29 protein-coding genes are annotated in these 18,864 nt (G+C 65.3%); 15 read left to right on the top strand and 14 right to left on the bottom strand.

What is annotated here, in order from left to right; translation table 11 throughout:
* Nucleotides 1–4: 4 nt before the first annotated feature.
* From AC628_RS10195 to AC628_RS10180, 5 genes are all read left to right on the top strand, one after another.
* Nucleotides 5–631: a LysE family translocator gene (locus AC628_RS10195; protein ID WP_074126708.1), complete on the top strand. Its 627-nt coding sequence runs from the start codon at nucleotides 5–7 to the stop codon at nucleotides 629–631.
* Nucleotides 631–975: a tRNA-binding protein gene (locus AC628_RS10190; protein ID WP_074126707.1), complete on the top strand. Its 345-nt coding sequence runs from the start codon at nucleotides 631–633 to the stop codon at nucleotides 973–975. Before AC628_RS10195 ends, AC628_RS10190 begins: the two co-directional genes overlap by 1 nt.
* A gap of 152 nt (nucleotides 976–1,127) precedes the next feature.
* The gene (locus AC628_RS10185) at nucleotides 1,128–1,358 is read left to right on the top strand and encodes a DUF6894 family protein (RefSeq protein WP_074126740.1); all 231 of its coding nucleotides are present in this window, start codon (nucleotides 1,128–1,130) and stop codon (nucleotides 1,356–1,358) included.
* A gap of 9 nt (nucleotides 1,359–1,367) precedes the next feature.
* Entirely contained in the window at nucleotides 1,368–1,541 is a 174-nt protein-coding gene (locus AC628_RS43865) for a hypothetical protein (protein ID WP_168193344.1), read from the top strand.
* Nucleotides 1,542–1,766: 225 nt separating this feature from the next.
* Complete coding sequence (locus AC628_RS10180; protein ID WP_245321120.1) at nucleotides 1,767–2,123, top strand: hypothetical protein; 357 nt, start codon at nucleotides 1,767–1,769, stop codon at nucleotides 2,121–2,123.
* Between the two features lie 74 nt (nucleotides 2,124–2,197).
* On the opposite strand, the gene AC628_RS10175 is transcribed toward AC628_RS10180, so the two are convergent.
* Nucleotides 2,198–2,719 carry a DUF1993 domain-containing protein gene (locus AC628_RS10175; protein WP_074126706.1) on the bottom strand — a complete coding sequence of 174 codons (522 nt, stop codon included), beginning with the start codon at nucleotides 2,717–2,719 and terminating at the stop codon, nucleotides 2,198–2,200.
* A 147-nt stretch (nucleotides 2,720–2,866) separates the two neighbouring features.
* Complete coding sequence (locus AC628_RS10170) at nucleotides 2,867–3,052, bottom strand: hypothetical protein (protein WP_083632758.1); 186 nt, start codon at nucleotides 3,050–3,052, stop codon at nucleotides 2,867–2,869.
* Between the two features lie 177 nt (nucleotides 3,053–3,229).
* Here AC628_RS10170 and AC628_RS10165 point away from each other — a divergent pair, with 177 nt between their 5' ends.
* Nucleotides 3,230–3,958, top strand: coding sequence for a class I SAM-dependent methyltransferase (locus AC628_RS10165; protein WP_074126705.1), 729 nt, complete (start codon nucleotides 3,230–3,232; stop codon nucleotides 3,956–3,958).
* Nucleotides 3,959–3,960: 2 nt separating this feature from the next.
* On the opposite strand, the gene AC628_RS10160 is transcribed toward AC628_RS10165, so the two are convergent.
* From AC628_RS10160 to AC628_RS10150, 3 genes are all read right to left on the bottom strand, one after another.
* Nucleotides 3,961–4,200 (bottom strand): hypothetical protein, encoded by a 240-nt coding sequence (locus AC628_RS10160; RefSeq protein ID WP_245321119.1) that lies wholly within the window; start codon nucleotides 4,198–4,200, stop codon nucleotides 3,961–3,963.
* A gap of 70 nt (nucleotides 4,201–4,270) precedes the next feature.
* Nucleotides 4,271–4,690, bottom strand: coding sequence for a hypothetical protein (locus tag AC628_RS10155; protein WP_143201526.1), 420 nt, complete (start codon nucleotides 4,688–4,690; stop codon nucleotides 4,271–4,273).
* Nucleotides 4,691–4,724: 34 nt separating this feature from the next.
* Entirely contained in the window at nucleotides 4,725–5,306 is a 582-nt protein-coding gene (locus AC628_RS10150) for a septal ring lytic transglycosylase RlpA family protein (RefSeq protein ID WP_083632752.1), read from the bottom strand.
* 383 nt (nucleotides 5,307–5,689) lie between these two features.
* On the opposite strand from AC628_RS10150, the gene AC628_RS43860 reads away from it, so the two are divergent.
* Nucleotides 5,690–6,796 (top strand): hypothetical protein, encoded by a 1,107-nt coding sequence (locus AC628_RS43860; RefSeq protein ID WP_074126703.1) that lies wholly within the window; start codon nucleotides 5,690–5,692, stop codon nucleotides 6,794–6,796.
* Between the two features lie 74 nt (nucleotides 6,797–6,870).
* Here the strand turns inward: AC628_RS43860 and AC628_RS10140 are convergent, their stop codons facing one another.
* On the bottom strand, nucleotides 6,871–7,500 hold the full coding sequence (locus AC628_RS10140) for a L,D-transpeptidase (protein ID WP_502689625.1): 630 nt from the start codon (nucleotides 7,498–7,500) through the stop codon (nucleotides 6,871–6,873).
* Between the two features lie 176 nt (nucleotides 7,501–7,676).
* Between AC628_RS10140 and AC628_RS10135 the strand changes: the two genes are divergently transcribed.
* A complete protein-coding gene (locus AC628_RS10135) occupies nucleotides 7,677–8,060 on the top strand; it encodes a hypothetical protein (protein ID WP_074126702.1) in 384 nt (127 codons plus the stop codon).
* 13 nt (nucleotides 8,061–8,073) lie between these two features.
* Here AC628_RS10135 and AC628_RS10130 read toward each other — a convergent pair whose 3' ends face one another.
* Nucleotides 8,074–8,856, bottom strand: coding sequence for an SDR family NAD(P)-dependent oxidoreductase (locus AC628_RS10130; protein ID WP_074126701.1), 783 nt, complete (start codon nucleotides 8,854–8,856; stop codon nucleotides 8,074–8,076).
* Nucleotides 8,857–8,888: 32 nt separating this feature from the next.
* Nucleotides 8,889–9,479 carry an NADPH-dependent FMN reductase gene (locus AC628_RS10125; protein ID WP_074126700.1) on the bottom strand — a complete coding sequence of 197 codons (591 nt, stop codon included), beginning with the start codon at nucleotides 9,477–9,479 and terminating at the stop codon, nucleotides 8,889–8,891.
* 177 nt (nucleotides 9,480–9,656) lie between these two features.
* Between AC628_RS10125 and AC628_RS10120 the strand changes: the two genes are divergently transcribed.
* Nucleotides 9,657–9,908, top strand: coding sequence for a hypothetical protein (locus AC628_RS10120; RefSeq protein WP_074126699.1), 252 nt, complete (start codon nucleotides 9,657–9,659; stop codon nucleotides 9,906–9,908).
* A 163-nt stretch (nucleotides 9,909–10,071) separates the two neighbouring features.
* On the top strand, nucleotides 10,072–12,153 hold the full coding sequence (locus AC628_RS10115) for a methyl-accepting chemotaxis protein (protein ID WP_074126698.1): 2,082 nt from the start codon (nucleotides 10,072–10,074) through the stop codon (nucleotides 12,151–12,153).
* Between the two features lie 155 nt (nucleotides 12,154–12,308).
* Here AC628_RS10115 and AC628_RS10110 read toward each other — a convergent pair whose 3' ends face one another.
* The 3 genes from AC628_RS10110 to AC628_RS10105 all read right to left on the bottom strand — a co-directional run bounded on the left by AC628_RS10110 (nucleotide 12,309) and on the right by AC628_RS10105 (nucleotide 14,467).
* Nucleotides 12,309–13,472: an acyl-CoA dehydrogenase family protein gene (locus AC628_RS10110; protein WP_074126697.1), complete on the bottom strand. Its 1,164-nt coding sequence runs from the start codon at nucleotides 13,470–13,472 to the stop codon at nucleotides 12,309–12,311.
* Between the two features lie 29 nt (nucleotides 13,473–13,501).
* On the bottom strand, nucleotides 13,502–13,654 hold the full coding sequence (locus AC628_RS43855) for a hypothetical protein (RefSeq protein ID WP_168193343.1): 153 nt from the start codon (nucleotides 13,652–13,654) through the stop codon (nucleotides 13,502–13,504).
* A 135-nt stretch (nucleotides 13,655–13,789) separates the two neighbouring features.
* A complete protein-coding gene (locus tag AC628_RS10105; protein WP_074126696.1) occupies nucleotides 13,790–14,467 on the bottom strand; it encodes a nitroreductase in 678 nt (225 codons plus the stop codon).
* A gap of 150 nt (nucleotides 14,468–14,617) precedes the next feature.
* On the opposite strand from AC628_RS10105, the gene AC628_RS10100 reads away from it, so the two are divergent.
* Nucleotides 14,618–14,866, top strand: a complete 249-nt coding sequence (locus tag AC628_RS10100) for a hypothetical protein (RefSeq protein ID WP_074126695.1) — start codon at nucleotides 14,618–14,620, stop codon at nucleotides 14,864–14,866.
* A 151-nt stretch (nucleotides 14,867–15,017) separates the two neighbouring features.
* On the opposite strand, the gene AC628_RS10095 is transcribed toward AC628_RS10100, so the two are convergent.
* The gene (locus tag AC628_RS10095) at nucleotides 15,018–15,263 is read right to left on the bottom strand and encodes a PilZ domain-containing protein (RefSeq protein ID WP_074126694.1); all 246 of its coding nucleotides are present in this window, start codon (nucleotides 15,261–15,263) and stop codon (nucleotides 15,018–15,020) included.
* Between the two features lie 71 nt (nucleotides 15,264–15,334).
* Nucleotides 15,335–16,063, bottom strand: a complete 729-nt coding sequence (locus AC628_RS10090) for an AraC family transcriptional regulator (RefSeq protein WP_349510108.1) — start codon at nucleotides 16,061–16,063, stop codon at nucleotides 15,335–15,337.
* 39 nt (nucleotides 16,064–16,102) lie between these two features.
* On the opposite strand from AC628_RS10090, the gene AC628_RS45205 reads away from it, so the two are divergent.
* The 4 genes from AC628_RS45205 to AC628_RS10075 all read left to right on the top strand — a co-directional run bounded on the left by AC628_RS45205 (nucleotide 16,103) and on the right by AC628_RS10075 (nucleotide 17,934).
* Nucleotides 16,103–16,333, top strand: a complete 231-nt coding sequence (locus AC628_RS45205) for a hypothetical protein (RefSeq protein ID WP_245321123.1) — start codon at nucleotides 16,103–16,105, stop codon at nucleotides 16,331–16,333.
* A gap of 154 nt (nucleotides 16,334–16,487) precedes the next feature.
* Nucleotides 16,488–17,402 carry a DUF2336 domain-containing protein gene (locus AC628_RS10085; protein WP_143201522.1) on the top strand — a complete coding sequence of 305 codons (915 nt, stop codon included), beginning with the start codon at nucleotides 16,488–16,490 and terminating at the stop codon, nucleotides 17,400–17,402.
* The gene (locus tag AC628_RS10080) at nucleotides 17,399–17,701 is read left to right on the top strand and encodes a PilZ domain-containing protein (RefSeq protein WP_074126692.1); all 303 of its coding nucleotides are present in this window, start codon (nucleotides 17,399–17,401) and stop codon (nucleotides 17,699–17,701) included. The genes AC628_RS10085 and AC628_RS10080 overlap by 4 nt, the downstream gene beginning before the upstream one ends.
* A 38-nt stretch (nucleotides 17,702–17,739) precedes the next feature.
* Nucleotides 17,740–17,934: a hypothetical protein gene (locus tag AC628_RS10075; RefSeq protein ID WP_074126691.1), complete on the top strand. Its 195-nt coding sequence runs from the start codon at nucleotides 17,740–17,742 to the stop codon at nucleotides 17,932–17,934.
* A 30-nt stretch (nucleotides 17,935–17,964) separates the two neighbouring features.
* Here AC628_RS10075 and AC628_RS10070 read toward each other — a convergent pair whose 3' ends face one another.
* Nucleotides 17,965–18,840, bottom strand: a complete 876-nt coding sequence (locus tag AC628_RS10070; RefSeq protein ID WP_074126690.1) for an MBL fold metallo-hydrolase — start codon at nucleotides 18,838–18,840, stop codon at nucleotides 17,965–17,967.
* Nucleotides 18,841–18,864: the final 24 nt, after the last annotated feature.

The raw sequence follows: 18,864 nt of genomic DNA, 5'->3' as shown, positions 1-18,864 counted from the left end.
TTTCATGATCGACACCACCACCCTCCTCACCTACGCCGCCGTCGTGCTCGGCCTGTTCCTGATCCCCGGGCCTGCGGTGCTGCTGGTGCTCGCGCGCTCGGTGACCGGCGGGCCGCGCGTCGGCGTCGCCACCGGGTTCGGCATCGCGCTCGGCGATCTCGTCCACACCGCGATGGCGACGTTCGGCCTGTCGGCCGTGCTGATGACCTCGGCGCTGGCATTCTCGATCGTCAAATACGCCGGCGTGATCTACCTGATCGTGCTCGGCGTCCGCGCCCTGTTCGAGAGGAATGACGACCTGCATCTGCCGACGGCGCAGCCGGTCGATCCGCGGCGCGCGTTCCGGCAGGCGATCTGGGCGGAAATGCTCAATCCGAAGACCGCGCTGTTCTTCCTCGCCTTCCTGCCGCAGTTCGTGCATCCCGGTTACGGCTCGGCCGTCGCACAGTTCGCGACGCTGGGCCTGATCTTCGTGGTGATGAGCGCGGCCTACACCTCGCTGCTCGCGCTCGCCGCCGGCCAGATCAGCCCGTGGATCCGGCGGCATCGCCGCGTCGGGCAGTGGCAGGGCCGCGTGGTCGGCACGATCTATATTGCGCTCGGCATCCGCCTCGCATTTCAGGAGCGCTGATGTCTCCGCTCAAGCCGCAAGCCACATATGACGACTTCGCCCGTCTCGATATCCGGATCGGCAAGGTCGTCGAGGTACAGCCGTTTCCGCGCGCCCGCAATCCGTCCTACAAGGTTGGTGTCGATGTCGACGCCGGGCGGATCATGTGGTCGAGCGCGCAGATCACGAATTACGAGCCGGCGGCGCTGGTCGGCGCGCTGGTGGTGTGCATCTGCAATCTGGGTCCGAAGAACATCGCCGGTTTCACCTCGGAACTGCTGATCCTCGGCGCCAGGGACGCCGGCGGCCACGTGATCGTGCTCGGACCGCGCAGCGAAGTTGCGGTCGGCGAGCCGGTCTTCTGACCGATCTTCCCGATCCTGGGCCGATCACGGCCGCGTGATTCAAATTGTCTGAAATCCCCGTAGTTTACCGATGGGGGATGATCCGGATTCTCGACGCCCGCGCGCGCTGCTATTCCATCGCGCGAGAATCGCTTCGGCATGGGAATCGGAAGATGTCCGCAGTTTTCTTTCACTGCTCCGACGACAAGCACGTCATCCTGGATCGCATCGGCGTCGCAATGGACCTTTCGGAAGCAAGGGTGCATGCGGAGCAACTGGCGCGCAGCTTTGTCATGACACCGAGCGCGGAGGACTGGCGCAACTGGGCGGTCCACGTCACCGACGACATCGGGACCGAGATTTTCGAGCTGCCGTTCGCCGCCGTCCTCGGCGAGCTGCACTGAGGGCGTGCCATGACTGCGATGGAACTCGCCCTGCAGCCCTTGCGCCGCCGCCTCGCCCGCCTTGTTGCGCGCTGCGTCGCGCTGCTCGACGGCGTCATCAATCCCTATCGCCCCGAGCTGTATTACATGCGCGGGCCCGGCCCGAAATGCCGCGCCAGGCGCCAGGCTGTGCTGCGCGACTAGCGCTTAGGAGCGCCAAGGATCGCCAAGTGCGTCCGCAAACGGGAAAAGGCCGGCGGGCGTTACGCCACCGGCCTCCTCCTGCAGCTGCCGGTTCCCGGAGTCCGGTTCCGCCGCGATCCACTTGGTTTCAAGCTTGCGCCGACAATTTTAATCAAATCTTAACGGCCCGGCAGTGAGCTGGATCAAAGACTTCTTCGCCGTACCGCGCGTGTTTGATCGTTCATCGTGCCTGACGCGCTGCACATCGTTTTTGTGCGGATCGCTCGACGATTGTGCGCCATGCATCTTAGGGAACGCACGACTCAGTGTTACCCTGTGATGCAAACCGAAACGGAGATCTTCGGAATGCCGTACTACACCTTCGATCTCGTGGTGGGGGACGAGTTCCGTAATCAAGGAACGATCATCCTCGAAGACATCAGCCTCGCCTCCGATCGCGCCGATCAGCTCGCCAACGAGCTGTCGCAGGTCAAGCCGGAGCTCAAGGCGCGCGGTTGCGCCGTGCGCGTCACCGACATCGACCGGCGCGAACTCTACCGGACGCCGCTCGATCCCGTGCCGCGGTGGCGCAGGATCGGCTAGCGTCGGCAGGCCTCAGGTTCTGACGATCGCGCTTGTTGCCGCGCGCTTCTGGTCTTGCTGCGCGCGGCGACCGGTTACTTCTTCAGGTTCAAGCGGCCGATGAAGTCGCGCTTGCCAAGCGGCGCGCCCTTGTGGCGGAGGATGTCGTAGGCCGTTGTCGAATGAAAGAAGAAGTTCGGCAGCGAGAACGACATCAGGAATCCTTCGGCGGTGAACGGCATCGACCGATCCCCGACCTTGAACGTCACTTCGCGCCCGAGCAGCGCATTGACCGCATCCGGCGTCAGGGCCGACAATTCACTGTGCGCGTCCTTCACCAACGCCTGCAGTGCGGCATAATCCAGATCGGGCTTGCCGGACGGCGGGACGAACACGCCGTTCTTCGCCGCCTCCATCGCGCCGCGGGAGTGATGCGCGAGCGAGACCACCTGGAAACGGAACGGCAACATGTCCGGAAACAACCGGGTCTCGACGATCTCGGCCGGATCGACGCCGTTGTCCTTGAAATGCGCGAGGCTCTTCTCGAGAAAACCCGAGACGGAGCCCAGGATCTGCAGATAGTTGGCGACGGTCGCGTCGTAGAGTGAAAAGGTCATGGCGAATTCCCCCAGACAGAATTTTTCTGCTGCTTGCCCGAACAGAGTTCCCGGAATTTCCGGCGAAGGCAAGCGGCTCCGGGAGTTCGCAAATCGCACGATCCGGCGTGCAGCGCCGGATCACCCGACCATCGTGGCTGCCGGCGGTCAGCTCTGATGCGGTCCGCGCATCATCTTCAGGGCGTCCTCGATATGGCGCCAGTCGCGGGCGTCTTCGGTCTCGCCTTTGCGCTCGCAGGCCACCGCGTTCTGCGCCGCCTGCGCAATCGCCTCCGGGCCGTGCTTCAGCAGCATCTGCCGCGCGATGGTGTGGATTTGCATCTCGCCTATCATGGCGCTCTCCTCGGCTGTCGACCGCCGCCGGACGGGCGAATGCGCATCCCGCGGCGCTGACATCAGAAACCGCTGAATGCCGCGTCTGGTTCCCGCGCGCGATACAATCAGCGGTTCCCACGCGCCGCGGCGGCGGTTACAGAGACGAACTCCATCCCTGTCCCGAGTTGCCGTGCCATGGCGCAAAACATCTATGACGATCCCGGCTTCTTCGCCGGCTACAGCCAGCTCCCGCGGCAGGTCCGCGGGCTGCTCGGCGCGCCCGAATGGCCCGCGATCCGCGCCATGCTGCCTGATGTCGCCGGCAAGCGCGTGGTCGATCTCGGCTGCGGCTTCGGCTGGGTCTCGCGCTGGATGCGCGAGCAAGGCGCGTCCGACGTGCTCGGCGTCGACCTGTCGCAGAACATGATCGCCCGCGCCACCGCCATGACGCAGGATCCGGCGATTACGTACGAGATCTCCGACCTCGAAACGCTGGAGCTGCCGAAGGCCACATTCGACCTCGCCTACAGCGCCCTCACCTTCCACTACATCAGGGACTTCGATCGGCTGGCGCGCATGCTGTATCGCACACTCGTCGCGGACGGACATCTGGTCTTCACCATCGAGCATCCCATCTACATGGCGGCCGCCCATCCTGATTGGGGACAGGACCAGGACGGCCGCAAGACCTGGCCGGTCAACCGCTACTTCATCGAAGGCGAACGCCGGACGGATTGGTATGTGAAGGGCGTGTTGAAATATCACCGCACCATCGGCACCACGCTCAACGCGTTGATCGCCGCCGGCTTCACGCTGCGCCATGTCGAGGAATTCTCCCCGACACGCGAGCAGATCAAGGCCATGCCCGAACTCGCCGACGAGCTTGAACGCCCGATGATGATGCTGGTGTCAGCGCAGCGCTAACATCATGCCGCGAGCAGCTTGTCGAATTCCTCGGGCGGGTATGATTTTCCGTCCTTGTCGGTGATCACCACCTGCCACCCCTCGCTGGCCCAGACCCTGGCCTTGGCGATGATGATGAAGGTGCTCTCCCGCTCGATCCTGACCGTCTCGTTCTCGCGTTCTGCGATCATCTTGTAGGCCAATGCTTGTCCCTCGCCGAGATCGTCCATCGGCGGTGTGTTGGCAGCGGCTTTGGGCTGCATTTCGCTGGGAGTGTGACAATTTGGTGGAAGCCCGCCGCAAGTTGCGGCAGAGCGCAATTTGTGATCGCGGCTACACCAGCTTGCCCATCAAGGTCGGCATATCCAGCGCCGACGAGTTGACATTGACGCTGCGCGCGAATCGCACCTGCGGTCCCTCGAACGTGCAGGTCACGGTGTCGCGGAACGCCGATTCGACGAAGGTCCAGGTCATCACGAAGGTGCGCAGGTCGCGACAGCTGCCGCTCGCGACCACGCGCATCACATCTGGCTGGTACTCGTGATGCAGCTTGTTGCCGGTCATCGTCGTGGTGCCCTCGCGCGGCGCGTCGAGGCCGACCTCGACCTTGTGCGTGCCTCTGCCGTCCTCGAGCGTGAAGGTGCAGGTCTTGTCGGCGAAGCTGAGACTGACCGATTTGATCGCGTCGGCATTCTCCGGCATCTGCCACGTCCTGCCGGAAATCTGCGCCGCGACCGGCGACGAAGCCGGCACCAAAAAATCCCGAACCAGGCCTGCGCGAGGCAGCTCACTGCACCACGTCGAGCCTGACATTGGCGACGCCCTTGCCGATCATGCCGAGCGACTGTGCCGCGGAATACGAGACGTCGACGATGCGCCCGGGGACGTAAGGCCCGCGGTCATTGACGCGCACGGTCACCGAGCGGCCGGTCTTGACGTCGGTGACGCGCAGCTTGGTGCCGAACGGCAACGTCGGATGCGCGGCAGTCAGTTCGTGCGCGTTGAACTTCTCGCCGCTCGCGGTCTCCTGCTCGTCGCTGTAGAAGCTCGCAACACCCTGCGACGCGATCTTGCTGTCGGCAGTCTCGCGCGCGGCGTAGGGCGCATGCCGGTGCGCGGTTGCGACATGTGTGCGCGTCGCCGATGACCCAGCCCGCGTCGGCTCGACCGACGCCGTCCGGCTCGCGAGCGCCTGCGAGCGCTGGCTGACGACGGAGGACTGTGCGCAGGCCGCAAGCGACGCCGCGCCGATCACGACCGCGAACAGCCGCAGCGGCCTTCGCCCATGAGCCACCAGGGCCGCGGGCACCGCACCGCGCGCACGGCCGATAACGTCGACGTACGAAATGACTGCATCGTCGCGTGACATGTTGCATCCCCAACTCGCGCCCCAGCCCAAGCCGAAAATCCAACACCCGCCTGATGAGCCGAATCCAATCGGGGCAGAACGGTGGCGGACCGCAGTCAGACCCGCCGCGCACTGCGCGATTTCCCCTCGGGTGTGGTGGATGCGCCACACAACTCAGGAGATTCCCCCGGAAACAACAAAGCCCTGGGGTTCCCTGCCATGCGTGGCTTCCCGCGGCCTCGGCTGTCCGCATCGGTTCCCGAAACTCCCCAACCTCTCCACCCTCTCGCCTTGCTTTGGTCAAACCGGACTGGAGTCGTGGGGTCAGGGCTAGGGGTTAATACAGAGCGCAAATTTGCCGGCCGCCCATTTGCGGTTGACCTTGGACTGAAACGGGGACCGCCATGCAATCCACACTGAAAGACGCTGATCCGCACGATATTTTCGCGATCGAACCCAGCTTCGCGCCGGCACGCCCGGACAATGCGGCCGCCGCGCCTGCACCTGCCGGCAAGGCAGCGCCGGGGCAACGCGAGCCGTATTTCGGCCCGAGTCTCGCGCCCTCGTCCACGCCATCGATCGCGTACGCCGCTGCGGCCGCCTCGGTGCCGCCGGTCACGCCGGTACCAGTGACGCCGGTGCCGCCGGCCGAGCCGGCGTACAGCGCGCCAAGCCACGACGGCAGACTGGACGACATCAGGCTAGACCGCGCGCCGCGCCCCGCCAACAAATGGGCGATCCGCGCCTTCTGGTTCGTGTTCGCGATCGCCGGTGCCATGGGCACCGCGGCGTGGCAACACTACGGACATCGCGTCAAGCAGCTGGTGGCGGAGTACGCGCCTCAGGTCGAGGCCCTGACGTCGCTGCTGCCGGGTAAAGCGGCTCCCGCCTCCGACCAGGTGAGCCCGCCCGTCGCGCAAGCCGCCGCCACTGATCAGCCGGCTGAGGCCGCTCCAGCCGCTGCACCACAGGACGTCGCCGCAGCGCAGCCGGCTCCAGCCGCAGCACCACCGACTGCCGCCCCGATACCGGCTGCCGCCGCTGCACCGGTTGCGCCCGCTACGCCGGCGGCGCCAGCCGCAGCTGCACCTGACCAAACGCAGTTGTTGCAGTCGATGGCGCGCGATCTCGCGTCGATGGGACAGCAGATCGAGCAGCTCAAGACCAGCATCGATCAGCTCAAGGCCAGCCAGGATCAGCTGGCGCAGCGTGTTGCACGGACGACCGAGACCAGGGCGGTCGAACCTCGGCCGGTCGCGCCGCGTCCGCGCGCCGCGGTCACGCCTCAGGCAGTGCCGCACGCGGCCGTTGCTCCTCCGCCGATCCGTCGGCCGGCGCAGGCCTATATCCCGCCGCCGCCTCCGTCGGCATCAGCAGCACCGCTGCCGCCCCCTGTGGCAGCCGCGCCGCAAGCTGCGGCACCGCGCCCGATGCAACCGCAGCAGCAGTCGAATGTCGTCGATGCCGATGATGGCGGCCCTGTGGTTCGGCCGCCGATGCCGCTGCGCTGACGGCTAACCAACGGCTAAAGAAAAAGCGGCCGGTCGCGATGACGCGACCGGCCGCTTTGCATTTTGAGTGCGAATTACGCGCTCTGTCCCGGCGGCAGCACGACCACGGTCGCGCCCGGCTTGACGTGCTGGTAGAGGTCGATGACGTCGGCATTGTTCATGCGGATACAGCCCGACGAGATCGCCTGCCCGATATATTCGGGCTGGTTGGTGCCGTGGATGCGGTACAGCGTGTCCTTGTTGCCCTGGTAGAGGTAGATGCCCCGGGCACCCAGCGGATTGGCCGGTCCACCTGCGACCCGCTTCGGATACGGTCCGAGCCGCTCCTGGATGTCCTGGGTCGGAACCCAGTCGGGCCACTCGGCCAGACGACCGACCGTGGCCACGCCGGAGAAGGCCATCGCCTCCTCGCCGACGGCGACGCCGTAGCGGATCGCCTTGCCGCCGGGCAGCACGTAATAGAGGTAGCGCGCATCGGTATCGACCAGGATCGAACCCGGCTGCTCCTTCCGCGTGTAATCGACAATGTGGCGCTGGAACTGATCCGGGATCCTGGCCTCCGCATAGGGCGGATGCGCCAGCAATTGCCGATCGCGCGGCGTCATCGCAGCATCGGTCACCGGCGACAGCGTCGCCTGCATGCAGCCGCCAAGCGCAAGCGAACCCACCAGCACCGCAGCAAGCCCCAACTTCGACACGATCATTCTCCCCTGCGTCAACTTGTGGCACTTGCTGCCGAAATCGTGCTGAAATCGTGGCAACCCCGATTGGAACACGGCTGTTTGATCGGTTCCCTCGGGAAGTGTGTCCTTACGGTTGCAGTCGGTTCCCGCGAACGCTAGCCTTGCGGCAAAATCTCTAAAACCTCGGGAGGAATTCGATGCGTTACGCTCTGCTGATCGGCGGCCTGATCGTCGCGGCAACACCGGCCCACGCCGCCGATCCGCGCGCGGCCTATGTCACGATGGTGCTGCAGGCCTTTGCCGCCAAGGTCGAGTGCCCCGGCACCGATCTGGTCTATCAGGACCTCGTGCAGCGGGCGCAGGACATGCACCTGCCCGACGGCACCACCGAGCAGGTGCGCAAGGCGATCGCCTACATGCACACCGGCGGCAAGATGGGCGAGAAGCAGCCCGACGATCTGATGACGGAAGTTGCGATCGCAACCCAGACCACAGACCTCGATCAGCGCCGTGCCGGCAGCATGACAACCTGGTGCCAGGACCAGAAGTCGCGGCTCGCGGGCTACATCAGGACCAAGTAATCCACTTCAATTCTCAATCGAGCTCCGGCGGCGCGAACCAGTTGGTCAGCGACAATCCGCCGTCGACCACGATCGCTGCGCCGGTGACGTAGCCGGAGAGCTTGTGCGAGAGCACGGCGAGCGCCAGCGGCGCAAGATCGTCCGCCTGGCCGAGCCGGCCGAGCGGAATGTGCTTTGCGAGCGCGGGATCGGCGACGAAGCCGCCGGCCGCGATCGCGCCGGGCACCAGCGCATTGACGCGGATGCCATGGCGGCCCCAGCTCTTGGCAAGCTCCTTCACCAGCATCGCCATGCCGGCCTTCGCCGTCGAGTAATGCGGCAGGTTGCGCGGCGTGCCGGCATGCAGCGAGGTGAGCAGCAGGAACGAGCCCGGCGTCTTTTCTGCGATCAGCTTGCGCGCCAATTCGCGCGACAGGTGAAAGCCGGCATCGAGATTGACTGCGTGCATCTGCTGCCAGGTCTCTTCATCGACCGCCATCGCATGATCGGCCTCGCGGCGCGGCGGCGAGGCGCTGTGGACGAAATGGGTCACCTGTCCGACCGCACCTTGCGCATGCGCCAGCAGAGCGTCGCACGCCTTACGCTGCGCGAGATCGCCGACCCACGGGACCGCTAACTCGGGACGCGGGGCGGCCTTGATCGCGGCCATGACCCGATCCTCATGCAGGTCGGCGAACACCGTGCGCACGCCTTCGCCGACCAGCGCCTGCGCGATGGCGCGGCCGATGCCGTTGCCGGCGCCGGTCACCATGGCCGCCTCGCGCGCGGGATCGAAGGGCGATGTGAAGAGGCTCATGGCTCCAAACTCCTGACCTGGCGGACTCGTGCTCAATATGGCGGCGCCTTGCGCGCCCGCTGTGCCTTGGCGGCTTCGATCCACCAGCTGAAGTCGTCGGCAAAGCGTGGAAAGGCGCGTTCGAGCGACTTGCCGCCCTCGCCGATCGGCTTGCCTTCGGCCGACAGCGTCTGCGCGATCGGCCCCGCGCTGATCGTGCTCGAGATCACCACCATGCCCATCTCCGACAGCGTGCCGTGCCAAGCGGTCGCGGCGCGCGCTCCGGCGAACCGTCCGGCCGAATAGCTCGCGATCGCCGCCGGACGCCAGAACCATTCCTCGAGGAAATGATCGGTCAGGTTCTTCAGCCCGGGCTGGATGCCCCAATTGTATTCGCCGGTGACGAACAGGAAGCCGTCGGCGTCGCGGATCTTGCCGGCGAGCGTTTCCAGCACGGCCGGCGCCTGCCCTTTGGGATGCTCCTTGTACATGCGGTCGAGCATCGGCAGGCCGACCTCCTTGGCGTCGATCAACTCGACATCGTCGCCCCGCCCGCGAAGGCCGTCGATGACGAAGTGGGCCAGCCGGATGCCCATGCGATCCGAACGATAGGAGCCGTAGAGAACGAGAATGCGGTGGGTCATGGCCCGATCCTACCACGGCGCTGCGACAGCCGCCCCGCGACGCGGTGCGCAGATGTTAACCGGCATTCCGGCCCGTTTTCCTGGCATTAAGCAATTGGTCGCAGGCGCTTCGCCGCGGCCCAAAATCGCCAGATTTCTTTTCTGGATATGGATTTGCTTCGAGAAGGAGAACCCGACATGCGGATCGCAAAGCTGGTTTTCGCAGGCTCGCTTGCAGCCATCGCTGCCCTGGCGACGCCAGTGCTGGCGAAGAGCACCGAGCGGCAGAAAGCCGAAGAGAAATCCACCGCCACCACTTCGGCCGGCTGCCAGGCCTACCAGCAGGCCGCCGACGGCACCTGGAACCAGCTTCCCTGCGGCGAAGCGGGCTCCAACGGCGCCACGCAACACCGCGCCGCGACCAAGGGCACGGACGACGACGGGCACTGACCCGCGCGCCCGCCGCCACGCGCCGCCGGCGGTGCGGCCCCTCGACTTTCGGACAATACGGATGTGCGGGGCCGCCGCGGCTCCGTATCATAAACCCTAGCTTAATGCGCTCCCGGTACGGTTGAGGCCTCTCCCTCTCCCGTCAAGAAATGGCGCGCATCCCATGAAAATCGGTACTCTCCTGACGGCCGCGATCGTCTCATTGTCCGCGGTCGGCGGCGGCCTCGCGGCCTATGTCGCGGTCACCAAGTACCAGACCATGGACAAGGTCTCGACTGCGCAGAGCCGGCTCGAGATCGTCCGCGCCGTCGGCGATATCCCGCGCTACATGAATCCCGAGCGTGGCTACGCCACCAATTTGCTGCTCGGGGGAGCCACGATCGAACCGAAGCAGATCGCCGAACTCGACCGTCAGCGTAAGCTGACCGACGGCGCCCTTACCAAGGTCAACCAGGTCCGCGCCACCCTGCCGGGATCGCTCGACGATGGTGAGGCCGTCGCGCGCGAGATCGATGCGCTGAAGGTGAAGTTTACCGGGCTGCGCGATGCCATTGCCGCTGCGATCGCCGGTCCGGCCGAGGCCCGCCGCGCCGCTGCCGGCAAGATCGTCGCCGACAATTCCGTGTTCAACGCTGGTGTCACCACGCTGCTCGACGAGCAGGTGCGCCGCCTCGCCGGCCTCGACGGCAATGCCTATCGCCAGGCCAGCTACGCCAACGTTGCCTGGATGCTGCGCGATACCGGCGGCCTCAACGCGAGCCTGCACAAGGCGCTGGTCGGCGCCAAGCGCGTCGCGACCGAGCCGGAGAAGATGGAGCTCTATCGCTCGACCGGCCGTACCGAGCAGATCCTCTCGACCTTGCAGGAATTGCGCAACAACCCGGCGACGCCCGCGAACGTCATGACGGCGCTCGGCAAGATGCAAGCCGACTATGTCGAGCGCTTCGGCAAGGCGCTGAAGTTCGCCAAGGAAGGAGCCGTGACCGGCAAGTACGAGCAGGATCTCGACACCTACTATCCGGAATCGCAGATCGGCCTCGCCGCCATCATCACCGTGCGCGACGCATTCTACGAGAATGCCGAGCAGGTGCTTGCCAGCGCCTATTCGGCGGCGCGCTTCAGCTTCGTGATCACAATGATCGGGCTGCTCGCGGTCATCGCCGTCAGCGCCGGCCTCATCGTCATGGTCCGCCGCCGCATCCTCAACCCGATCGCTGCCCTCACCGGCCGGATGTCGCGTCTTGCCGCGGGCGACGTCGCCGAGGCGATCCCGGGCGCCGCGCGCAACGACGAGATCGGCGCGATGGCCGCCGCCGTGCAGGTGTTCAAGGACAACAGGATCGAGGCCGACCGCCTCGCGACCGAGAAGGAAGCCGAGAACGACGTCAAGATGCGGCGCGCCCGGGTGCTCGACGATCTGACCCGCGCGTTCGAGGCCAAGGTCACCGAACTGGTCGGCGGCTTGTCCGCGGCCTCCTCTGTCATGGAGGATACGGCGCAATCGATGTCGGCGACCGCCGCCGCCACCAACCGCCAGGCCGCGGTCGTCGCCGCTGCCTCGGATCAGACCTCGACCAACGTGCAGACGGTCGCGAGCGCGACCGAGGAACTCACCTCCTCGATCTCGGAGATCGCCCGCCAGGTCGCGACCTCGACCGAGATCGCCGCGCGTGCGGTCGATCATGCCCGCCGCACCGGCGACACCGCGCGCTCGCTGGCCGAGGGCGCGCAGAAGATCGGTGACGTCGTGACGCTGATCCAGAGCATCGCGGCGCAGACCAATCTGCTCGCGCTCAACGCCACCATCGAGGCGGCCCGCGCCGGCGAGGCCGGCCGTGGCTTTGCCGTCGTCGCCTCGGAGGTGAAGTCGTTGGCCGGTCAGACCGCCAAGGCGACCACCGAGATTTCCGAGCAGATCACCGCGATCCAGACCGCGAGCGACGAGACCGTGACCGCCATCCGCAGCGTCGTCGACGTCATCACCGAGATCGACCAGATCGGCACCGCGATTGCCGCCGCGATCGAGGAACAGGGCTCGGCGACCAAGGAGATCTCGCGCAGCGTACAGGAAGCCGCCCGCGGCACCCAGGAGGTCAATTCCAACATCTCCGGCGTGCAGCACGCCGCCGACGACACCGGCGCCGCCGCGAACCAAGTGCTGGGCGCGGCCGAACAGCTCTCGACGCAGTCCAAGGACCTCGCCGGCCAAGTCAACCGCTTCCTCTCCGACGTGCGGGCGGCGTAGTCGGCCGCGTGCCGTAGTCACGGCGTGACGACGACTCTATCCACGTCATTGCGAGCGCAGCGATGCAATCCATCGTACCGCAAGTGGAGATATGGATTGCTTCGTCGCTGTCGCTCCTCGCAATGACGCGGATCGCTTAGGGGCTCTGCAGCTCCCTAACCTCCCCGCAGGCCGAGCACGCGGCGGGCGATCGCCTGGCGATGAACCTCGCTCGGGCCCTCATAGACCCGCATCAGGCGGGCCTTCTGCCAGAGCGCATTCAGCGGCAACTCCAGCGTCACGCCGAGCGCGCCGAGCGTCTGCATGGCGTGGTCGCAGGCGTCATAGGCCATCTCGGTCGCGAACACCTTGATCATCGAGGCTTCGTGGCGGATGTCCTCGCCGCGATCGGTCTTGTCGGCGGCCTCGCGCACCATCAGCCGGCACGCATGCATGCGCGTGGAGATATCGGCAATCCACCACTGGATCGCCTGGCGCTCGGCGAGCCTGACGCCAAAGGTCTCGCGCTGCTTGGCGTGCTCGCACATCATGTCGAGCGCGCGCTTGGTGATGCCGACACAGGTCGATCCCATCTCGAGCCGGCGCGTGCGCAGCCGCAGCTGCATCGGTGCGTAGCCCTTGCCGACCTCGCCCAGCACCGAGTCCTTCGGGATGCGGCAGTCCTCGAACACGATCTCATAGGTCGAGCCGCCGCCGACCATCGGGATCTCGCGCTCGATGATGAAGCCGGGCGTGCCCTTCTCGACGATGAAGGAGGTGATGCCGCCCTGGCGCTGATCGTTGCCGACGCGCGCCATCACGATGATGAAGTCGGCGGCGCGCGCATTGCTGATCCAGATCTTGCGGCCGTTCAGTACCCACTGTTCGCCTTCGAGCACCGCGCGCGTCTTCATGCCTGCGGGATCGCCGCCGGCGCCGGGCTCGGAGATCGCGATCGCCGACGCCATCCGACCCTCGATATAAGGCTGCAGATATTTCTTCTTCTGCGCGTCGGTGCCGACCGCCTGCAGCATGCGCAGGTTCGGCGAGTCCGGCGGCAGCACGAACGGCACGCAGCTGCGGCCAAGCTCTTCATGCACCGCCGCCATCGTGCGCGTCGGCAAATCGTGGCCGCCGAGATCCTCGGGCGCATCGAGGCCCCAGAGGCCGAGCTCCTTGGAGACGTCGCGCAGCCGCTTGCGCTGTTCCGATGTGAGCTCGGGATGATCGCTGCCGGGCAGTTTCGATTTCAGATATTGCGGCTCGAGCGGGATCAGTTCGCGATCGACAAATCTCGCGACAGTCTCGCGGATCATGGCTGTCTGTTCGTCATCGCTCATCTGAGATCCCTCGCCTGTGCTGTTTCGTTTCACAAAACCAGTAGCGCATTTTTTGTCGGCAAGAACAGCGGAAACGCGCGCTCGCGCTCACTGTCGCGCGATGGTTTCACTACGCGGAATTCAATATCCCGCGGCGCGGTCAGCGTACTCAAATGCGCGAGATGTGGCGGCGCATCGGGCAATCGATCGCTCCGCGAGATTGTTGTCGGCGAGGAAGCGATCGACAATCAGCACGCCGATCGCCGTCGCTTGCTCGCGAGACGGCGCGCAGTCGCCCCTGCAAATGCAGGTGTGCGCGGCGTCGTACTGGCCCCGCCCTAGTCGGCAAAGCCGACGTAGCGGACGAAGCCGCTGTTGGCCTCGCGGTCCGACCGCACTGCATTGGCGGCAAAGCTGTCGTCCGGGTAGCCCATCGCGACGCAGGTCATGATCACCTGGTCTTCCGGGATGTTGGCGACCTCGCGCACGATGTCCGAGCGCATGATGCCCTGGCCGTTGATCACGCTGCCGAGGCCGCGATCCCAGGCGGCCAGCACGATGCCGTAGCAGAGCGCGCCGAGATCGAAATGGCAGACCGCGCCGGGATCGAGAATCCGGTCGTAGGCCAGCACCAGCGAGACCGGGGCGTCGAACTGGCGGAAGCCGCGCAGCACCCAATCCTGCCGCATCGGCTTGTCGTCGCGGGCGATACCCATGGCGCCGAACAGCTTCTTGGCGATGTCGACCTGGCGGCCGCGGTGCACGCCCTGGTACTCGCCATGGCTGACGATGTCGCGCTTGGCCTTGGCGCCGGCGATCATCTCCTCCATGTTGCGGCGGCGCACTTCCTCCAGCGGCTCCCCGGTTAGGACGTGGACGTGCCAGGGCTGGGTATTCATCGAGGACGGCGCCCGCTTGGCCACCTCGATGATCTCCTCGACGGTCGCCCGGGACACCGGCCGCTTCTTGAACCCGCGCACGCTTTTGCGTGTCTGTACCAGCGTCTCGAATTCCATTCCGCGTTTCCCCCATTTTGTTCCGCGCCGCACACGGAATTTTCCCGCGGCTATCCGGGTATTTTATAGACAAAATCGATTGTGGGAACTTGATCGGGCCAAGAATCCGATATCCAATCCGGCCACTGGTTTGGTTTAGGGAGAACCCAGATGAAGCGGATTTTCTTGGCGGCCGTGATCGCGACCTTTGCCGCCGGTTCGGCATTTGCACAGGACGCCTCCTGCGAGACGAAGGCGGTCGGCAAGGACGGCAAGCCGCTGGCCGGCGCGGCCAAGACCTCGTTCATGAAGAAGTGCACGATGGACGCCTGCGAGACCAAGGCGGTCGGCTCGGACGGCAAGAAGCTCGCCGGCGCAGCCAAGACCTCGTTCATGAAGAAGTGCCAGAGCGGCGCCTGAGCCCCCTCGCCGGCGCTCATCCAGCCCCCTCTATCGGGACAGACCATCGGGTCGCGCAGGGCGCGGCCCGTTGATTATTGGCGGGTCGCGCCTAGCTCGGCCCGAACGGCTATTGATGGGTGGATCGACCTTGATCAAGGCCCCAGGGCGCTCAGAACGAGACGCCGACCCGGACGCCCTTGCTCCAGACCCGCCGGCAACGCTTCCTGGTATTGCCGTGAAACATTTCGAAGCGCTCGGGCAACTGGACCGGTTTTGAAAATTCCAGGCAGGCCCCGCCGGCGGAATAGTCCACCAGCCGGCACTCGATCAGCGGCGCCTTCGGTTCGAGCTGGAGTTTGACCACGCTGGACACGCAACCTGACGGACGAACACGCGCAAATCGTCGGGGATGCATTAACGCCGCCTCTGGTGGAATCGTACCAATAGATTCACCGCCGGCCGTTAAGATTCCGTTCAGACCGACTGTTACGAATCATGTCTAGCATCGGACGGATCGGCGCGCACGACGCCAGGCCGGCGCGAGGCTGCCAGCGTCTCCGACGGCGCTTCCCCGAACTGCGATCGGTAGCTCCGCGAGAAATCGCTGAGGTGCCAGAACCCGTAGGCCAGCGCACAGGCCTTGACGCTGGGCGCCCCGGCAAGCAGTTGCTGGCGCACCAGCCAGAGCCGGCGCAGCCGCAAATAGCGATGCAGGCTCATTCCCCGGTAGCGCTGGATCGCGTCGTGCAGTGTGCGCACGGACACGCCGATCTGCCTCGCGAGCTCGCTGCTGTAGATCGGATGCGCGACGTCGCCGGCGAGAATGGCGCGCGCGTCGTTGAAGACCTTGAACTGGCGTGTCGTGTTGGCCCGCGTCGCCCACTTGGCCGGCACGATCTCGGCGAACGCGTTGTCGATCGCCGCGAGCAGCGTCTCCTTGATCGACGCCCCCGTGGCGAATTCGGCAATCGTCACCCGGTCCGAGGTCACGAGCAACACCTGCCTCACAACTTCGCGCAGCCGATCCTGCGCGCGTTGGGAGATCTCGTGAATGCTGAAATGCAGACCGGGGTTCGGCCAACCGCGGTCGACAATCTCGGGCGTGAAGATCACCGAGGCATATTGGCGGGGTGTCTCTTCCACGGAGGTGTAGAACGCACCACCGCCGCCAAGCACGATCACCGCACGATCGCGCTCGACGCCGTTGAACCGCATCGGAACGCCGTCGTCCATCGTGAAGCCGACCGCGGTCGCATGCGGCGCAAGCTGCGCGTCGACGATCCGCGGAAACGACTGCGTGTAATTGAGTTCGCATCCCGGCAAGCTCAGGATGACCTGCTCGGCCGAAATCTTCCGCGCAAGCGGCGTGAAATCAACATCCAGATTTCGGATCGAACTCCGGAATGCATCAACATCGTCAAAACGAAAGACTCTCGGCACCAGCAATGGCGCCGTCAAATGACCGCTCCTATGAATTGTTCTTGAAATTTCTTGCACGGCGTCGCGCCTGGCGCGCCCGCCTCATCGATAATATCCATGCATCAAATGCGAATCGTCTGACGAATTCAATCAGGAAAAATGCGGGTCGTTCGTCGAACCGGACAATCAGGCAAATGAACCCTGCTGCCGAATTTCGATAGTGTTTGCCAGGATATCCACCGTTGGGACCGGCGATCCCATCAAACTCTATACCCCTATTAAAGATTCGGGGAGCAGATTGGCATTGGGAACGATGATGTTCCTTGTCGCGGAACATTTTAGGACCGCAATGACAGTCATTGCCTCGCCCGATCTTATTGCCAAGCTCGATCACGTCTTGAAAGCCGCCTCCCCCGACCTCCGCAGACGCATGCTGCAGGAGGTGGCCGGGCTGTTTCTCGAGGATGCGCATCGCCTCAGCGAGCACCACGTCGAGGTGTTCGACGACATCCTGATTCGCCTGAGCGAGAACGTCGAGTTGCGGACCCTGACCACGCTCAGCCGCTCGCTCGCCGATTTGCACCTGGTGCCGCGCGAACTCGCTCGTCGCCTGGCCAACCACGACGACGCCGACGTCGCCGCTCCGATCCTGCGGGCCTGCGAATGCATCCCGGAGACCGATCTGATCGACATTGCCTGGATGCGCGCCGAGGGACACCTCAGCGCGATCGCAGGACGCAAGGCCGTCAGCCAGGAGCTCACGGATATTCTGCTGATGCGCGGCGACAGCAGTGTGCTTCGCGTGCTCGCGGGCAACCCCGGTGCTGATGTGACCAGCGCAGGCCTTGCCATGATGGTCGATGCCGCCGAACGCGACGAGGACATCGCCGGCGCGCTGGTGTCGCGCAAGGACCTGCCTCACCGCGTGCTTGCCGACCTCGTGATGCGATCCGCGCCGCGTCAGCAGGCCCGGCTGCTCAAGATCGCACGTCCCGACATCCAGGACGTGATCCGCGCCGCGATCGGTGCTAGCGCCGCCCGCGCCTCCGCAAACCCGCCAGCCACGATCGATCCAGCGGAGGCGCGGGCCACGGTGGTTGCGAAGCCAGTTCAAGCAGTGCGAGCAGCGTCATGACGTATGGTGACCGCAGGGCGGAGCGCGTCAAGCTTGAGACGCGCCATCCCGTCAATCTTATGGGCGTCGATGGCACCTGGCGACGAGGCTGCATCCTGCTCGACATCTCGCAGAGCGGCGCCCGGCTCGAGGTCGACGGAACGCTCGATGTGCTGAAGGCCCAGGAGTTCTTCCTGGTGCTGTCGTCACGGGGACTGGCGTTCCGGCGCTGCGAGCTGGTTCGCGTCGACGGCACCGAGATCGGTGTGCGATTCGTCGAAGAACGCAAGCGAAAGGGACGCCCCGTCATTCCGAGATGAGGATTGGCGGCAAACCGGCCCGAGGGGAAGTTGACGACATGACCATGCAGAGATCGACCAACATCGCGGTATCGACCGCGTCCGCCGTGCCGCTTCGTGGGACAATCGAAATCGACTGCGCGGGGACGGTCGCGACGTTCGAGATCGATGAAGAGCTCGCCCATCGCCTGTGCGCCGATCTCGAACGCTTTCTGACCCAGGTCCCGCGCCGGGTTGGTTCGGCGCGGGTCTAACACCACTGAGCTCCCGGCTGCCCGCGCCGCCTACTCGCGCTTGAAGCGATAGTCGAAGGCGTCGCCATCGGCCTTGATCAGGCCGACTGTCGGGGCCGGAAAATGGATCGGCAGGATCAGCGTGTCGGTCCCGGCGACGGAGGCAAAGAATTTTCGGCGCGAGACCGCCGATTGCTTCGGATCCCAATCCGGCTTCGCCGACCATTCCGGCTCGCGGCACTGGATCGCGTGGTGCATCAGATCGCCGGCGACCACCGCTCGCTGTCCCTTCGAGAAGATGTTGACGCAGCAGTGGCAGGGCGAATGGCCCGGCGTCGGCGTCAGCGTGACGGTGTCGTCGAGCGCATAGTCGTCGTCGACCAGCAGCGCCTGCCCGGCCTCGACGATCGGCAGGCAATTGTCGCGAAACACCGTGCCGGGCGGATTGGCGCCCTTGGCATTCTCCGCCTCCCAGGCCGCGTACTCGCGCTTGTGGAAGACGTATTTCGCGTTCGGGAAGGTCGGCACCCAGCGCCCGTCGCGCAACGTGGTGTTCCAGCCGGTGTGGTCGATATGCAGATGGGTGCAGAACACGTAGTCGATCTGCTCAAAGGAGATGCCGAGCGCGAACAGCTCGTTGCGCCAGCGCTGCTTGCCCGGGAAGTCGAACGGCGGCGGGTGCCCCTTGTCCTCGCCGGTGCAGGTGTCGACCAGGATGGTGTAGCGCGGTGTCCGCACCACGAAGGTCTGGTAGGTGATCATCATCATGCCGCGCGCGGCGTCGAAGACCTCGGGCTCCATCGTCTTGAGATGATGCTTGAACACGGCGTCGTCATAGGTCGGGAAGAAATCCTGCGGCCGCCGCCACGGCCCCTCGCGCTCGATCACCGCGTCGATCGTGATGTCGCCGATCCTGATCTGTTTCATGGCCGTCTCGCTCCCGCTTTTTTC

The organism is Bradyrhizobium sp. NAS96.2 (genome assembly GCF_001908235.1).
Classification (GTDB): Bacteria; Pseudomonadota; Alphaproteobacteria; order Rhizobiales; family Xanthobacteraceae; genus Bradyrhizobium.
Note: the sequence above shows the minus strand (reverse complement) of the source record. Positions and strands in the feature narration are given on the sequence as shown.

Excerpts from the sequence above, each read along its gene's own strand:
- AC628_RS10185 (WP_074126740.1), top strand. The coding sequence starts at position 1,128 with ATGTCCGCAGTTTTCTTTCACTGCTCCGACGACAAGCACGTCATCCTG.
- AC628_RS10090 (WP_349510108.1), bottom strand. The coding sequence starts at position 16,063 with ATGCGGTTCAACGGCGTCGAGCGCGATCGTGCGGTGATCGTGCTTGGC.
- AC628_RS10100 (WP_074126695.1), top strand. The coding sequence starts at position 14,618 with ATGAAGCGGATTTTCTTGGCGGCCGTGATCGCGACCTTTGCCGCCGGT.
- AC628_RS10135 (WP_074126702.1), top strand. The coding sequence starts at position 7,677 with ATGCGTTACGCTCTGCTGATCGGCGGCCTGATCGTCGCGGCAACACCG.
- AC628_RS10095 (WP_074126694.1), bottom strand. The coding sequence starts at position 15,263 with ATGCATCCCCGACGATTTGCGCGTGTTCGTCCGTCAGGTTGCGTGTCC.
- AC628_RS10175 (WP_074126706.1), bottom strand. The coding sequence starts at position 2,719 with ATGACCTTTTCACTCTACGACGCGACCGTCGCCAACTATCTGCAGATC.
- AC628_RS10165 (WP_074126705.1), top strand. The coding sequence starts at position 3,230 with ATGGCGCAAAACATCTATGACGATCCCGGCTTCTTCGCCGGCTACAGC.
- AC628_RS10110 (WP_074126697.1), bottom strand. The coding sequence starts at position 13,472 with ATGAGCGATGACGAACAGACAGCCATGATCCGCGAGACTGTCGCGAGA.
- AC628_RS10190 (WP_074126707.1), top strand. The coding sequence starts at position 631 with ATGTCTCCGCTCAAGCCGCAAGCCACATATGACGACTTCGCCCGTCTC.
- AC628_RS10160 (WP_245321119.1), bottom strand. The coding sequence starts at position 4,200 with ATGCAGCCCAAAGCCGCTGCCAACACACCGCCGATGGACGATCTCGGC.
- AC628_RS10195 (WP_074126708.1), top strand. The coding sequence starts at position 5 with ATGATCGACACCACCACCCTCCTCACCTACGCCGCCGTCGTGCTCGGC.
- AC628_RS10075 (WP_074126691.1), top strand. The coding sequence starts at position 17,740 with ATGACCATGCAGAGATCGACCAACATCGCGGTATCGACCGCGTCCGCC.
- AC628_RS10115 (WP_074126698.1), top strand. The coding sequence starts at position 10,072 with ATGAAAATCGGTACTCTCCTGACGGCCGCGATCGTCTCATTGTCCGCG.
- AC628_RS10140 (WP_502689625.1), bottom strand. The coding sequence starts at position 7,500 with ATGATCGTGTCGAAGTTGGGGCTTGCTGCGGTGCTGGTGGGTTCGCTT.
- AC628_RS10170 (WP_083632758.1), bottom strand. The coding sequence starts at position 3,052 with ATGATAGGCGAGATGCAAATCCACACCATCGCGCGGCAGATGCTGCTG.
- AC628_RS43860 (WP_074126703.1), top strand. The coding sequence starts at position 5,690 with ATGCAATCCACACTGAAAGACGCTGATCCGCACGATATTTTCGCGATC.
- AC628_RS45205 (WP_245321123.1), top strand. The coding sequence starts at position 16,103 with ATGCGGCGCAAGCTGCGCGTCGACGATCCGCGGAAACGACTGCGTGTA.
- AC628_RS43865 (WP_168193344.1), top strand. The coding sequence starts at position 1,368 with ATGACTGCGATGGAACTCGCCCTGCAGCCCTTGCGCCGCCGCCTCGCC.
- AC628_RS10150 (WP_083632752.1), bottom strand. The coding sequence starts at position 5,306 with ATGTCACGCGACGATGCAGTCATTTCGTACGTCGACGTTATCGGCCGT.
- AC628_RS10070 (WP_074126690.1), bottom strand. The coding sequence starts at position 18,840 with ATGAAACAGATCAGGATCGGCGACATCACGATCGACGCGGTGATCGAG.
- AC628_RS10105 (WP_074126696.1), bottom strand. The coding sequence starts at position 14,467 with ATGGAATTCGAGACGCTGGTACAGACACGCAAAAGCGTGCGCGGGTTC.
- AC628_RS10080 (WP_074126692.1), top strand. The coding sequence starts at position 17,399 with ATGACGTATGGTGACCGCAGGGCGGAGCGCGTCAAGCTTGAGACGCGC.
- AC628_RS10130 (WP_074126701.1), bottom strand. The coding sequence starts at position 8,856 with ATGAGCCTCTTCACATCGCCCTTCGATCCCGCGCGCGAGGCGGCCATG.
- AC628_RS10120 (WP_074126699.1), top strand. The coding sequence starts at position 9,657 with ATGCGGATCGCAAAGCTGGTTTTCGCAGGCTCGCTTGCAGCCATCGCT.
- AC628_RS10125 (WP_074126700.1), bottom strand. The coding sequence starts at position 9,479 with ATGACCCACCGCATTCTCGTTCTCTACGGCTCCTATCGTTCGGATCGC.